The 14,598-nt window shown below is 58.8% G+C and carries 13 protein-coding genes; 10 read left to right on the top strand and 3 right to left on the bottom strand.

The genetic code is table 11. The annotated features are described in order from the left end of the window. Nucleotides 1-40: 40 nt before the first annotated feature. A complete protein-coding gene (gene smpB, locus HX786_RS21255) occupies nucleotides 41-523 on the bottom strand; it encodes an SsrA-binding protein SmpB (RefSeq protein WP_003212238.1) in 483 nt (160 codons plus the stop codon). A gap of 168 nt (nucleotides 524-691) precedes the next feature. On the opposite strand from smpB, the gene HX786_RS21250 reads away from it, so the two are divergent. Then, nucleotides 692-1,126 (top strand): type II toxin-antitoxin system RatA family toxin, encoded by a 435-nt coding sequence (locus HX786_RS21250; protein WP_003212236.1) that lies wholly within the window; start codon nucleotides 692-694, stop codon nucleotides 1,124-1,126. Next, on the top strand, nucleotides 1,119-1,433 hold the full coding sequence (locus HX786_RS21245; RefSeq protein ID WP_178912553.1) for an RnfH family protein: 315 nt from the start codon (nucleotides 1,119-1,121) through the stop codon (nucleotides 1,431-1,433). The genes HX786_RS21250 and HX786_RS21245 overlap by 8 nt, the downstream gene beginning before the upstream one ends. Before the next feature lie 62 nt (nucleotides 1,434-1,495). Here HX786_RS21245 and HX786_RS21240 read toward each other — a convergent pair whose 3' ends face one another. Then, on the bottom strand, nucleotides 1,496-2,023 hold the full coding sequence (locus HX786_RS21240; RefSeq protein ID WP_003212232.1) for an outer membrane protein assembly factor BamE: 528 nt from the start codon (nucleotides 2,021-2,023) through the stop codon (nucleotides 1,496-1,498). 98 nt (nucleotides 2,024-2,121) lie between these two features. Here HX786_RS21240 and fur point away from each other — a divergent pair, with 98 nt between their 5' ends. Next, entirely contained in the window at nucleotides 2,122-2,526 is a 405-nt protein-coding gene (gene fur, locus HX786_RS21235; protein ID WP_003212228.1) for a ferric iron uptake transcriptional regulator, read from the top strand. A gap of 96 nt (nucleotides 2,527-2,622) precedes the next feature. Here the strand turns inward: fur and recN are convergent, their stop codons facing one another. Then, a complete protein-coding gene (recN, locus tag HX786_RS21230) occupies nucleotides 2,623-4,296 on the bottom strand; it encodes a DNA repair protein RecN (RefSeq protein ID WP_087693402.1) in 1,674 nt (557 codons plus the stop codon). A 253-nt stretch (nucleotides 4,297-4,549) separates the two neighbouring features. Here recN and grpE point away from each other — a divergent pair, with 253 nt between their 5' ends. From grpE to greA, 7 genes are all read left to right on the top strand, one after another. After that, on the top strand, nucleotides 4,550-5,110 hold the full coding sequence (gene grpE, locus HX786_RS21225; RefSeq protein ID WP_003212224.1) for a nucleotide exchange factor GrpE: 561 nt from the start codon (nucleotides 4,550-4,552) through the stop codon (nucleotides 5,108-5,110). Nucleotides 5,111-5,212: 102 nt separating this feature from the next. Next, nucleotides 5,213-7,129 (top strand): molecular chaperone DnaK, encoded by a 1,917-nt coding sequence (gene dnaK / locus HX786_RS21220; RefSeq protein WP_003212222.1) that lies wholly within the window; start codon nucleotides 5,213-5,215, stop codon nucleotides 7,127-7,129. Nucleotides 7,130-7,445: 316 nt separating this feature from the next. Then, nucleotides 7,446-8,570, top strand: coding sequence for a molecular chaperone DnaJ (gene dnaJ / locus HX786_RS21215; protein ID WP_003212219.1), 1,125 nt, complete (start codon nucleotides 7,446-7,448; stop codon nucleotides 8,568-8,570). Nucleotides 8,571-8,580: 10 nt separating this feature from the next. Beyond that, nucleotides 8,581-9,387, top strand: coding sequence for a 4-hydroxy-tetrahydrodipicolinate reductase (gene dapB / locus HX786_RS21210; RefSeq protein ID WP_134325716.1), 807 nt, complete (start codon nucleotides 8,581-8,583; stop codon nucleotides 9,385-9,387). Nucleotides 9,388-9,646: 259 nt separating this feature from the next. Further along, nucleotides 9,647-10,783, top strand: coding sequence for a glutamine-hydrolyzing carbamoyl-phosphate synthase small subunit (gene carA, locus HX786_RS21205; protein ID WP_003212214.1), 1,137 nt, complete (start codon nucleotides 9,647-9,649; stop codon nucleotides 10,781-10,783). Nucleotides 10,784-10,888: 105 nt separating this feature from the next. Continuing rightward, on the top strand, nucleotides 10,889-14,110 hold the full coding sequence (gene carB / locus HX786_RS21200; protein WP_003212212.1) for a carbamoyl-phosphate synthase large subunit: 3,222 nt from the start codon (nucleotides 10,889-10,891) through the stop codon (nucleotides 14,108-14,110). Then, nucleotides 14,107-14,583 (top strand): transcription elongation factor GreA, encoded by a 477-nt coding sequence (greA, locus tag HX786_RS21195; protein ID WP_003212209.1) that lies wholly within the window; start codon nucleotides 14,107-14,109, stop codon nucleotides 14,581-14,583. Before carB ends, greA begins: the two co-directional genes overlap by 4 nt. Nucleotides 14,584-14,598 lie beyond the last annotated feature (15 nt).

The raw sequence follows: 14,598 nt of genomic DNA, 5'->3' as shown, positions 1-14,598 counted from the left end.
AGGGAGCCGGCTCCCTCATCCACATCAAGTCACAAGAAAGTCAGTCTTCCTTGCCCTTGTTACGCACGGCACGCTGCAATTCCCGGTTGGAATCGCGCTCGCGCTCGGTATCACGCTTGTCGTATTCCTTCTTGCCCTTGCCCAGTGCGATCTCGCACTTGACCAGGTGCTTGCTCCAGTACCACGACAGGCAGACACAGGCGTAGCCCTTTTGCTGCACGGCGGCGTGGAGCTTTTCCAGCTCGCGGGCATTGAGCAACAGCTTGCGCGTGCGCACCGGGTCGGCGATCACGTGGGTGCTCGCGGTCATCAGCGGCGTGATATGACTGCCGAGCAGCCATGCCTCGCCGTCTTTGAGCAGCACATAACTGTCGACCAGCTGCAGCTTGCTGGCACGCAGACTTTTTACTTCCCAGCCGGCCAGGACCAGACCAGCCTCGAAACGATGTTCGATGAAGTAATCGTGTCGCGCCTTTTTATTTTGCGCGATGGTCCCTGTTGGGTGTTTCTTTTGTTTAGCCATAGGGGCGGCATTATAGGGAGTTGCGAGCGCGTCGGCTACGGTCAACCTGCGTGCTTGAGCGTGTTGAATGAATCCCGGACAATGCAGGCTGGTTTTTGATTTTTTTCTTTCGCGAATCCTGTTGTCCTTTCGCGATGTTTGCCGCTCAGCTGTGGAAATAACGCTCACATGACGACGCATATTCAACGTTCGGCCCTGCTGCCTTATCCGGCACAGGCGCTCTATGACCTGGTCAACGACGTGGCGCGTTACCCGGAGTTCCTGCCTTGGTGTTCGACTGCCGAGGTGTTGGAGAGCAGTGATGAGCACATGGTTGCCAGCGTGGGGGTGGCAAAGGGCGGCTTGAGCCAGCACTTTGTCACGCGCAACACGCTGGTGCCCGGGCAGTCCATCGAGATGAATCTCGAAGAAGGTCCGTTCACTCAGTTGCACGGTGTGTGGGTGTTCAAGGCGTTGAACGAGAAAGCCTGCAAGATCAGCCTGGACCTGTCGTTCGACTATGCCGGCCCTATCGTGCGTGCCACCCTGGGGCCACTGTTCAATCAGGCGGCCAATACTCTGGTGGACGCGTTTTGCCAGCGCGCCAAGCAAATGCATGGCTGAGCCATTGGTTGAAATCGAGGTGGTGTATGCCGCGATGGATCGCCAGGTGTTGATGAGCCTGGCAGTAGCACCGGGCTCAACCCTCAGGGCCGCAGTGTTGGGCTCGGGGATGGCTGCGCAATTTCCGGAGCTGAATCTGCAGGATTGCCCCTTGGGGATTTTCGGCAAGGTGGTGGCAGACGCTGACGTGCGTGTGGTGCAGGCTGGAGACCGAATCGAGATCTATCGGCCATTGCTCGCAGATCCGATGGAGATACGTCGTTTGCGTGCAGCCAAGGCTGCCAAGGCAAAGCAGCAGAATTCATAGCTTGCGAAACAGCAGGCAACAAAAAGCCCGGCATGCCGGGCTTTTTATCGAGCGCTGCAAACTTATTGCGGGCTGGCATCCAGGGGTTCTGGAGTCGGCACCGGAACGGTTTGTACGCCGTCGACGCCTTTCTGGATCTCGTCCAGCAAGGAGCCGGGCTTGGCCGGTACCTCGGACTTGGGCTTCTCCTCGTTCTGCGCGGGCGCAGGAGCGGTGGTGCCGTTGTCCTTGCCCAGCAAGGCTTCATCGCGGCTTACGCCCGGTTTGAAGTCCCCCGACAGGCTGACGAGCTGGTCATTGCCATTGAAGATGACACTGACCCGCTCCTGCTGGCGTTCACCGCCACCAGGTTGGATGCTATAGAGATAATCCCAGCGATCGGCATGGAATGTGTCGGTCAGCAGGGGATTGCCCATGATAAACCGTACTTGCCGTCGGGTCATTCCCGGGCGTAACTGGTCTATCATGTCCTGCGTGACGACATTGCCCTGCTGGATGTCGATTTTGTAAACCCCGGGGAATGAACAACCGGCGAGTGCGAGCAGTCCCACAAAGGTGAAACTGGTTAGCAAGAGCTTGGTGTTTTGCATCGGTGGGCGACTTCCACTATCTTGGCTGGGACAACGTAAACGCCGATCATACCCGTATTAAGAGAAGCTGCGAAGCAGCATCCGCGAGAAAGCTAACCATGGTTGAAAATAGCGAACTACGCAAAGCCGGTCTTAAAGTGACTCTGCCACGAGTCAAGATTCTACAAATGCTCGATTCTGCTGAGCAGCGCCACATGAGTGCCGAGGATGTATACAAGGCGCTGATGGAGTCTAACGAGGACGTCGGCCTGGCCACGGTTTACCGTGTTCTGACCCAGTTTGAAGCAGCAGGACTGGTGGTTCGTCATAATTTCGACGGCGGTCATGCAGTGTTCGAATTGGCCGACGGCGGTCATCACGACCACATGGTTGACCTGGATACCAATGAGGTTATCGAGTTCACCAGTCCGGAAATCGAGAAGCTCCAGCATATGATCGCTGAGCAGCATGGATTCGATTTGGTGGACCACAATCTGGTTCTCTACATACGTAAGAAAAAGTAAGAAAGCTACGCAGATTCGCTCTGCGAAACGATCGAAGGCGACCCTAGGGTCGCCTTCGTGCTTTCTATAGAAAGAAAATACTCAGTAAGCCAGGCTTCAGACCTTCGCGGTTACCACCATTTTTTTCGCGTGAGCCAAGGACTCCTTGGTCAGGTCGATGCCGCCGAGCATCCGCGCCACTTCTTCTACCCGTTCAGTCTTGTTCAGCTTGGACACGGCGGTATGGGTCGCATCGCTGCCTCGCACCTTGTGCACGAACAAGTGCTGATGCCCCTGGGCGGCTACTTGTGGCAAGTGGGTGACGGTCAGTACCTGGCCGCGATCGCCCAGCCGGCGCAGCAACTGGCCCACGATCTCGGCAGTCGGGCCGCCGATCCCTACGTCCACTTCATCGAATACCAGCGTGGGCACGCGAGAGGTCTGGGCGGTGATCACCTGAATCGCCAGGCTGATCCGCGACAGCTCGCCGCCGGAAGCTACCTTTGCCAGTGCCTTGAGTGGCTGGCCCGGGTTCGCGCTGACCAACAGTTCTACCTGTTCAAGGCCGTTGGGCAGCAGCTCATTGCTGGTATTGGTGTGCAGCTCGATGGTGAAGCGCCCGCCGGGCATGCCCAGGCGCTGGATTTCCTGCTCCACCGCGCTGGCCAGGCCGGTCGCTGCCTGATGGCGCAGGTCGCTGAGCTCTCGGGCTTTCTCGTGATAATGGCGAGCGAAGGACGCCAGCTCTTCACCCAGCCGCTCGATGGATTCGTCGTTGGCGTTCAGGGTTTCAATTTCATCCAGCAGCTTTTGCTGCATGGTTGCGACTTCGGTCGGCTGGATCCGGTGTTTGCGCGCCAGGGTGTAGATGGTATCCAGGCGCTCTTCTATATCCTGCAGGCGGGCTGGGTCGGCATCGAAGTGATCGAGGAAGCGGTTCAGCTCGCCCACGGCTTCTTCTACCTGGATTTGCGCGCTGGTCAGCAAGGTGGTGGCTTCGTTCAGCGAGCCTGATGCGTTATTCACGCTGGATAGTCGGTTCAGGCTTGCAGTCAGGGCGTTGAGCACATTGCCGGAATCACTTTCGCTGCACTGCTCCACCACTTGCCGGCAGATGCCCAGCAGGGTTTCGGCGTTGGTGAGGTTCTTGTGTTCCTGTTCCAGTTGCTCCAGTTCCGTCTCGCCGAGCCCCAGGCTTTCCAGCTCTTCCAGTTGGTAGCTGAGCAATTGGTGGCGGGCACGCTGCTCATCGCCGGAGTTGGAAAGGCGCTCCAGCTCCTGGCGGGTCTGGCGCCAGCGCTGCGCAGCCAATTGCACCTGGCGCGCAAGATCGGTGGCACCGGCGTATTCGTCGAGGAGTCGGCGATGGGTGTCGGTTTTCAGCAGGGACTGGTGTTCATGCTGGCTGTGGATATCGATCAGCAGTTCGCCCAGGGCTTTCAAATCGCCGAGCGGGCAGGGCGTGCCATTTATATAGCCGCGGGAGCGCCCTTCGGCCGTGATCACCCGGCGCAGGATGCACGGGCCTTCATTGTTAAGGTCGCGCTCGGCAAGCCAGGCCTCGGCTTCCGGGATATCGGCCAGGTCAAAGGTGGCGAGGATGTCGGCCTTGTCGGCGCCCGGGCGTACCACCCCGCTGTCGGCGCGATCACCCAGGGTCAGGCCCAGAGCGTCGAGCATGATCGACTTGCCGGCGCCGGTTTCGCCTGTGATTACGCTCATCCCGCGATCCAGTTCAAGATCCAGATGTTCAACGATGGCGTAGTTATGTACGGACAGGTGCACCAGCATGACGGCCGCTCCCAGGCTTTAGGTCTGGTTATTTATACAGTGTTTTATTTGGAGGTGACAATCCTGATGCTTAGTCCGATTTGCTTGAATAAATCGCTTTTTAAGCGCAACAGGGAATGATTGATAAGAATTGATCCAGGACAAGTGAAAGACTTTTGGTAACGCCTCAACCCTTGAACCTGAAAATTGTGGCCCCATATACCGGAACAGAAGCGCGAGTCGAGTTCGCGCATGATTTTGAAAGGAGAAATCTATGGCTGACGAACAGACGCAGGATACGCAAAATCCAGACGCCAACCAGGCCGCAGGTGAAGACCTGGCCGCTCGTGTGCAAGTGCTCGAAGAGCAATTGGCAGGCGCACAGGATCAATCGTTGCGTGTTGCCGCCGATCTGCAGAACGTCCGCCGCCGCGCCGAGCAGGATGTAGAAAAAGCTCACAAATTCGCCCTGGAAAAATTTGCCGGTGATCTGTTGCCGATCATCGACAGCCTGGAGCGTGGCCTTGAGCTGTCCAACCCGGACGACGAAAACATCCGCCCAATGCGCGAAGGGATCGAACTGACCCTGAAAATGTTCCAGGACACCCTGAAGCGTTATCAGCTGGAAGCCATCGATCCGCAAGGCGGCGAGCCGTTCAATGCCGAGCATCACCAGGCAATGGCGATGCAGGAAAACGCTGATCTTGAGCCGAACAGCGTATTGAAGGTGTTCCAGAAGGGTTACCAGCTCAACGGTCGCTTGCTGCGCCCGGCAATGGTTGTGGTGAGCAAGGCTCCTGCACCGGTTGCACCTTCTATTGATGAGCAGGCTTGAAATAAGTCGTAACGGCCCCATCTATAAGTCAAGCGTTTAAGTACTGCCGCAGTTAGCCACCACTGCTGCGGCAAAAAAATCTAAGTTTCGGGAGAGTAAATCATGGGCAAAATTATCGGTATCGACCTGGGGACTACCAACTCCTGCGTCTCCGTGCTGGAAAACGGCGTATCCAAAGTTATTGAAAACGCCGAAGGCGCACGCACCACTCCGTCCATCGTGGCTTATGCCAACGACGGCGAAATCCTCGTGGGCCAGTCCGCCAAGCGTCAAGCTGTGACCAATCCGCATAACACCCTGTACGCGGTGAAGCGTCTGATCGGTCGTAAGTTCGACGAAGAAGTCGTACAGAAAGACATCAAGATGGTCCCGTACAAAATCGCCAAGGCTGACAACGGTGACGCCTGGGTTGAAGTGAACGGCCAGAAAATGTCGCCGCCACAAATCTCGGCTGAAATCTTGAAAAAGATGAAGAAAACCGCCGAAGACTACCTCGGTGAAGCCGTGACTGAAGCGGTGATCACCGTTCCGGCCTACTTCAACGACAGCCAGCGCCAGGCGACCAAAGACGCCGGCCGTATTGCTGGCCTGGACGTGAAACGTATCATCAACGAACCAACCGCAGCCGCTCTGGCCTACGGTATGGACAAGGCCAAGGGCGACCACACTGTGATCGTTTACGACCTGGGTGGCGGTACCTTCGACGTTTCCGTGATCGAAATCGCTGAAGTCGATGGCGAGCACCAGTTCGAAGTGTTGGCCACCAACGGTGACACGTTCCTGGGCGGTGAAGACTTTGACATTCGTCTGATCGACTACCTCGTTGACGAATTCAAGAAAGAAAGCGGCATGAACCTCAAGGGTGACCCGCTGGCCATGCAGCGCCTGAAAGAAGCCGCTGAGAAAGCCAAGATCGAACTGTCTTCGAGCAATTCGACCGACGTGAACCTGCCGTACATCACTGCAGACGCTACCGGTCCTAAGCACTTGAACGTGAAAATCTCCCGCGCCAAGCTGGAAGCGCTGGTAGAAGACCTGGTTCAACGCACCATCGAGCCTTGCCGCATTGCGCTGAAAGACTCGGGTATCGACGTTGGCGCGATCAACGACGTGATCCTGGTGGGCGGTCAGACCCGTATGCCACTGGTTCAGAAGCTGGTGACCGAGTTCTTCGGTAAAGAAGCGCGTAAAGACGTGAACCCGGACGAAGCAGTTGCCATGGGTGCTGCCATCCAGGGCGCGGTATTGGCCGGCGACGTGAAAGACGTTCTGCTGCTGGACGTAAGCCCGCTGACCCTGGGTATCGAAACCATGGGCGGCGTGATGACTGCGCTGATCGAGAAAAACACCACGATTCCTACCAAGAAATCGCAAGTGTTCTCGACTGCCGATGACAACCAGGGCGCCGTGACCATTCACGTGCTGCAAGGTGAGCGTAAGCAAGCCGGTCAGAACAAGTCCCTGGGCAAGTTCGACCTGGCCGAGATTCCACCAGCACCACGTGGCGTGCCGCAAATTGAAGTGACCTTCGACATCGACGCCAACGGCATTCTGCACGTAGGCGCCAAAGACAAGGCCACCGGCAAGACTCAGTCGATCGTGATCAAGGCTAACTCGGGTCTGTCCGAGGAAGAAATCCAGCAGATGATCCGTGACGCTGAAGCCAACGCTGACGAAGACCGCAAGTTCGAAGAGCTGGCCGCTGCCCGTAACCAGGGTGATGCACTGGTTCACTCGACTCGCAAAATGATCGCTGACGCTGGCGACAAAGTGACTGCCGAAGAGAAAACTGCAATCGAAGCCGCAGTAGTTGCCCTGGAAGCCGCCGTTAAAGGCGACGACAAGGCTGCTATCGAAGCCAAGGTTGAAGAGCTGTCGAAAGTCTCTGCGCCAGTGGCTCAGAAAATGTACGCCGAACAAGGCCAGCCGGCTGATGGTGCTGCACACCAGGCAGAACCTGAAGCCAAGCACGACGATGTTGTCGATGCCGAGTTCGAAGAAGTCAAAGACCAGAAGTAACTTGGTCGCCCGGTTGACCGCTCACAAGCGGTGACTGGTAGGATGTCGCCGCGCGGGAGCTTGCTCCCGCGTTGGCGTGTCTGGGGTACGCGAATTTTTACAGCATGCGACAACGCTCGGATGCTGGCGGTGTGATCGGGAATGCTCCTGCTTTCCGGACGACAGTCACCGCGTTTTTGGCCGGTTTCCGGTTGAAAGCAGTAACGACCAGGATCGTTGAATTGACGTGAGTTGGGTCCGGGCCTGTATTGGGGCTCAACGAGTTTGGCAAGGCTCAGGAGGGTTTTGCCGGACGTCCTTAAGAGTGCAAAGACTTATGGCAAAGCGTGACTATTACGAAGTGTTGGGTGTGGAGCGTGGCTCCAGCGAGGCGGACCTGAAAAAGGCTTACCGTCGCCTGGCGATGAAGCACCACCCGGACCGTAATCCGGATAGCAAAGAATCCGAAGAGCTGTTCAAAGAGGCCAATGAGGCCTACGAATGCCTGTGTGATCCGAACAAGCGCGCCGCTTACGACCAGTATGGCCATGCCGGTGTCGACCCAAGCATGGGTGGCGGCGGTGCCGGTTTCGGCGGGCAGAACTTCTCCGATATTTTCGGCGACGTGTTCAGCGACTTCTTTGGCGGCGGCCGCGGTGGCCAGCGTGGCGGTGCCCAGCGTGGCAGCGACCTGCGCTACACCCTGGAGCTGAACCTGGAAGAAGCGGTGCGCGGCACCAGCGTCAATATCCGTGTTCCGACGCTGGTCAATTGCAAGCCGTGCGACGGTTCGGGCGCCAAGAAGGGCTCCTCGCCGATCACTTGCCCGACTTGCGGCGGTATCGGCCAGGTACGCATGCAGCAAGGCTTCTTCTCGGTGCAGCAAACCTGCCCGCGCTGCCACGGGCAGGGCAAGATCATTTCCGATCCGTGCGACTCGTGCCACGGCGAAGGGCGTGTCGAAGAGTACAAGACCCTCTCGGTGAAAGTGCCGGCGGGTGTTGATACCGGCGACCGCATTCGTCTGTCGGGCGAAGGCGAGGCGGGCACTCAGGGCGGCCCGACGGGCGACCTGTACGTGGTGATCAATGTGCGCGAGCACTCGATCTTTCAGCGCGACGGCAAGCATTTGTTCTGTGAAGTGCCGATCAGCTTTGTCGATGCGGCCCTGGGTGGCGAGCTCGAGATTCCGACGCTGGACGGTCGGGTCAAGCTGAAGATCCCTGAGGGTACGCAGACCGGCAAGCAATTCCGTATCCGTGGCAAAGGCGTTGCGCCGGTGCGCGGTGGCGGTGCTGGTGACCTGATGTGCCGTGTGGCGGTAGAGACGCCGGTGAACCTGGGGCGTCGTCAGCGCGAACTGCTGGAAGAGTTCCGCAGCTCCCTGGCCGGCGATGACACTCATTCGCCAAAAACCACCGGCTGGTTCGAAGGCGTGAAGCGCTTCTTCGGCGACCTGTAAGGAAGTGAGTATGCGACGTATCGCGGTGATGGGCGCTGCCGGGCGCATGGGCAAGACCCTGGTCGAGGCCGTGCAGGCGCGCTCGCCGGCCTCCGGGCTGACGGCGGCGATTGTTCGTCCCGGCAGCACCTTGATTGGTGCGGACGCCGGTGAGTTGGCGTCCCTGGGGCGGATCGGCGTTTCGTTGTCCGGCAATCTGGAGCAGGTTGCCGACGAGTTCGACGTGCTGATCGATTTCACCCTGCCGGACGTGATGCTGAAAAACCTGGCGTTCTGCCGCAAGGCGGGCAAGGCCATGGTGATCGGCACAACGGGCCTGAGCGCCGAGCAAAAGCAGCTGCTGGTGGAGGCGGGCAAGGATATTCCAATCGTGTTCGCGGCCAATTTCAGCGTCGGCGTCAATCTGTCGCTGAAGCTGCTCGACATGGCGGCGCGGGTGATGGGTGATGAGGCTGACATCGAGATCATCGAGACTCATCACCGGCACAAGATCGATGCGCCGTCCGGTACGGCATTGCGTATGGGCGAGGCGATTGCCGATGCCCTGGGTCGTGACCTGTCGAAGGTGGCGGTGTATGGCCGCGAAGGCCATACCGGTGCCCGCGCCCACGACACCATCGGTTTTGCCACCGTTCGCGGCGGTGATGTGGTGGGCGATCACACCGTGCTGTTCGCAACCGAGGGTGAGCGTCTTGAGATCACCCACAAGGCGTCTAGCCGCATGACGTTCGCCAAGGGTGCCGTACGTGCGGCGCTGTGGCTGGAGGGTCGTACGCCGGCCCTGTACGACATGCGCGACGTGCTGGACCTGCATTAAGAAGTAGCTAAAACGGGGTCTCAGGAATATGCTGAGGCCCCGTTTTTACCCGCTAGGCGACGTCCTGTCGCATTCCCCTGCCTTTAAGGCTCATTAGCGGTGGACCAAAAAAGCCTTTTTCTGTAAGCTACAGCTTTAGTGTGTCCACTAAAAGCGCGCAGAATAATTCAGTGAAGAAGCGGGGTGACGTGTCCATACGTCACTCCGCTTTTTTACAACCTGCGATCGCCCTTTCAGGCTTTATTTACGGGAGGTCTTCTTGACTAAGCCAGCCATACTCGCCCTTGCTGATGGCAGCATTTTTCGCGGCGAAGCCATTGGAGCCGACGGTCAGACCGTTGGAGAGGTGGTGTTCAACACCGCCATGACCGGCTATCAGGAAATCCTTACTGATCCTTCCTACGCCCAACAGATCGTTACCCTGACCTATCCGCACATCGGCAACACCGGTACTACACCGGAAGACGCCGAGTCTGATCGTGTCTGGTCGGCTGGCCTGGTCATTCGTGACCTGCCACTGGTAGCGAGCAACTGGCGTAACACGATGTCCCTGTCCGATTACCTGAAAGCCAACAACGTTGTGGCGATCGCCGGTATCGATACGCGTCGCCTGACACGCATCCTGCGTGAAAAAGGCTCGCAGAACGGCTGCATCATGGCCGGTGACAACATCTCCGAAGAAGCAGCGATTGCAGCGGCCCAAGGTTTCCCTGGCCTGAAAGGCATGGATCTGGCGAAAGTCGTCAGCACCAAGGAAACGTACGAGTGGCGCTCCACCGTCTGGGACTTGAAGACCGACAGCCACGCGACCATCGAAGCTTCCGAACTGCCGTACCACGTCGTGGCCTACGACTACGGTATCAAGCACAACATCCTGCGCATGCTGGTCGAGCGCGGTTGCCGCGTGACCGTGGTGCCTGCGCAGACCCCGGCCAACGACGTACTGGCCCTGCAGCCGGACGGCGTGTTCCTGTCCAACGGCCCGGGTGACCCGGAGCCTTGCGACTACGCCATCAAGGCGATCAAGGAAGTGCTGGAAACCGAGATCCCGGTATTCGGCATCTGCCTCGGCCACCAGCTGCTCGCCCTGGCTTCCGGCGCCAAGACCCTGAAAATGGGTCACGGCCACCACGGTGCCAACCACCCGGTGCAGGACCTGGACACTGGCGTCGTGATGATCACCAGCCAGAACCACGGTTTTGCGGTGGATGAAGCGACGCTGCCGGGCAACGTCCGGGCGATTCACAAGTCGCTGTTCGACGGTTCCCTGCAAGGTATCGAGCGCACCGACAAGAGCGCGTTCAGCTTCCAGGGCCACCCTGAAGCAAGCCCGGGCCCGAACGACGTAGCGCCGCTGTTCGACCGTTTCATCAATGAGATGGCCAAGCGACGCTAACTGAGCGGCCTGAGGGCGGCCCGGGAAACCGGCGGCCCCCTCGGGCTCTTCAAAGATTGTTCAAGACGGCTTGCCGACTGACCTGCGGATTTGAGTGACAAACCCATGCCAAAACGTACAGACATAAAAAGCATCCTGATTCTCGGCGCTGGCCCGATCGTGATCGGCCAGGCCTGCGAATTCGACTACTCCGGCGCCCAGGCCTGTAAAGCCCTGCGCGAAGAGGGCTACCGCGTCATCCTGGTGAACTCCAACCCGGCCACCATCATGACCGACCCGGACATGGCCGACGCCACCTACATCGAGCCGATCAAGTGGCAGACCGTTGCCAAGATCATCGAGAAAGAGCGTCCGGACGCACTGCTGCCAACCATGGGTGGCCAGACCGCCCTGAACTGCGCACTGGACCTGGAGCGCGAAGGCGTCCTGGAGAAGTTCGGCGTAGAGATGATCGGCGCCAATGCCGACACCATCGACAAGGCTGAAGACCGTTCGCGTTTCGACAAGGCCATGAAGTCCATCGGTCTTGATTGCCCGCGTTCCGGTATCGCCCATAGCATGGAAGAGGCCAACGCGGTCCTGGAGCGCCTGGGCTTCCCGTGCATCATCCGTCCGTCCTTCACCATGGGCGGCACCGGCGGCGGTATCGCTTACAACCGTGAAGAGTTCGAAGAAATCTGCGCCCGCGGCCTGGACCTGTCTCCGACCAAAGAGCTGCTGATCGACGAATCCCTGATCGGCTGGAAAGAATATGAGATGGAGGTTGTCCGCGATAAGAAGGACAACTGCATCATCGTCTGCTCGATCGAAAACTTCGACCCGATGGGCGTGCACACCGGTGATTCGATCACCGTTGCGCCGGCACAGACCCTGACGGACAAGGAATACCAGATCATGCGTAACGCCTCTTTGGCGGTGCTGCGTGAGATCGGTGTGGAAACCGGTGGCTCCAACGTCCAGTTCGGCATCTGCCCGGACACTGGCCGCATGGTTGTGATCGAGATGAACCCGCGTGTATCGCGTTCTTCGGCGCTGGCATCGAAAGCTACCGGCTTCCCGATTGCGCGCATCGCCGCCAAGCTGGCGATCGGTTACACCCTGGACGAGCTGCAGAACGAAATCACCGGCGGCGCAACACCGGCTTCCTTCGAGCCGTCGATCGATTACGTCGTCACCAAGCTGCCACGCTTCGCTTTCGAGAAATTCCCGAAAGCCGACGCCCGCCTGACCACTCAGATGAAGTCGGTTGGTGAAGTCATGGCCATCGGCCGGACCTTCCAGGAGTCCCTGCAGAAAGCCCTGCGCGGCCTGGAAGTGGGCGTTTGCGGCCTGGACGAGAAGCTCGACCTGAGCAACCCGGAAAGCATGAGCGTGCTCAAGCGCGAGCTGACCGTGCCGGGTGCCGAGCGTATCTGGTACGTGGCCGATGCTTTCCGCGCCGGCATGACCGTCGAAGACATCTTCGGCATGAACATGATCGACCCGTGGTTCCTGGTGCAGATCGAAGATCTGATCAAGGAAGAAGAGAAGGTCAAGACCCTCGGTCTGTCCTCCATCGACCGCGACCTGATGTTCCGCCTCAAGCGCAAAGGTTTCTCCGACATGCGTCTGGCCAAGCTGCTGGGCGTGACCGAGAAGAACCTGCGCACCCATCGCCACAAGCTGGACATCTTCCCGGTCTACAAGCGCGTTGATACCTGTGCGGCCGAGTTCGCCACCGACACTGCATACATGTACTCCACCTACGAGGAAGAGTGCGAAGCCGCGCCGTCGGGCCGCGACAAGATCATGATCCTGGGCGGCGGTCCAAACCGTATCGGCCAAGGCATCGAGTTCGATTATTGCTGCGTACACGCCGCTCTCGCCCTGCGCGAAGACGGGTACGAGACCATCATGGTCAACTGCAACCCGGAAACTGTTTCTACTGACTACGACACTTCCGACCGTCTGTACTTCGAGCCGGTAACGCTGGAAGACGTACTGGAAATCTGCCGTGTCGAGAAGCCAAAAGGCGTGATCGTCCAGTACGGCGGCCAAACCCCGTTGAAACTGGCGCGCGCACTTGAAGCTGCTGGCGTGCCGATCATCGGTACCAGCCCTGACGCTATCGACCGCGCCGAAGACCGTGAGCGCTTCCAGCAGATGGTTGAGCGCCTGAACCTGCGTCAGCCGCCAAACGCCACTGTGCGCAGCGAAGACGAAGCGATCCGCGCGGCCAGCAAGATTGGTTACCCGCTGGTGGTGCGTCCGTCCTACGTGCTGGGCGGCCGGGCGATGGAAATCGTCTACGAAGAAGACGAACTCAAGCGTTACCTGCGTGATGCGGTGAAAGTGTCCAACGACAGCCCGGTGCTGCTGGACCACTTCCTCAACTGCGCCATCGAGATGGACGTGGATGCGGTCTGCGACGGCACCGACGTGGTGATCGGCGCGATCATGCAGCACATCGAACAGGCTGGCGTTCACTCCGGTGACTCCGCTTGCTCGCTGCCGCCATACTCGCTGCCTGCACACATCCAGGACGAGATGCGCGAACAGGTCAAGAAAATGGCCCTGGAGCTGGGCGTGGTCGGCCTGATGAACGTACAGTTGGCGCTGCAAGGCGAAGACATCTACGTCATCGAAGTCAACCCGCGCGCCTCGCGTACCGTGCCGTTTGTTTCCAAGTGCATCGGTGTTTCCCTGGCAATGATTGCTGCCCGTGTGATGGCCGGTAAGACCTTGAAGGAAATCGGCTTCACCAAGGAAATCATTCCGAACTTCTACAGTGTGAAAGAGGCGGTGTTCCCATTCGCCAAATTCCCTGGTGTGGACCCGATCCTGGGCCCGGAGATGAAGTCCACCGGTGAAGTGATGGGCGTGGGCGATACCTTCGGTGAAGCATTCGCCAAAGCCCAGATGGGCGCCAGCGAAGTGCTGCCTACCGGCGGTACTGCGTTCATCAGCGTGCGCGATGATGACAAGCCGCTGGTTGCAGGCGTGGCCCGTGATCTGATCAACTTGGGCTTCGAAGTCGTGGCCACTGCCGGGACCGCCAAGCTGATCGAGGCTGCCGGCCTGAAAGTGCGTCGCGTGAACAAGGTAACGGAAGGCCGTCCACACGTGGTCGACATGATCAAGAATGACGAAGTCACCTTGATCATCAACACCACCGAAGGTCGCCAGTCGATCGCGGACTCCTACTCCATTCGTCGTAACGCCTTGCAGCACAAGATCTACTGCACCACCACCATTGCTGCTGGCGAAGCTATCTGCGAAGCGCTGAAGTTCGGTCCTGAAAAAACCGTGCGTCGCTTGCAGGATCTACACGCAGGATTGAAGGCATGATCAAATACCCAATGACCGTTCAGGGCGCAAAAGCCCTGGAAGAAGAGCACGCCCACCTGACCAAGGTCGTCCGTCCGAAGCTGAGCCAGGACATCGGTACGGCCCGGGAATTGGGTGACCTGAAGGAAAACGCTGAATACCATGCTGCCCGCGAGCAGCAAGGTATGGTCGAGGCGCGGATCCGTGACATCGAAGGCCGCCTGCAGAATTCGGTGGTTATCGACGTCACGACCATCCCGCATACCGGCAAGGTGATTTTCGGCACCACCGTGGAAATCGCCAACGTCGAGACTGACGAAAGCGTGGTTTACCACATCGTGGGTGAAGACGAGGCCGACTTCAAACTCGGCAAGATCTCCGTCGGTTCGCCGCTGGCCCGCGCCTTGATTGCCAAGGAAGAGGGTGACGTGGTGGCCGTCAAGACGCCTGGTGGCGTGATCGAGTACGAGATTGTCGAAGTTCGTCACATCTGAAAGACGGCGCCCGCT

Source organism: Pseudomonas sp. 21615526, from assembly GCF_013386245.1.
Lineage (GTDB): Bacteria > Pseudomonadota > Gammaproteobacteria > Pseudomonadales > Pseudomonadaceae > Aquipseudomonas.
Note: the sequence above shows the minus strand (reverse complement) of the source record. Positions and strands in the feature narration are given on the sequence as shown.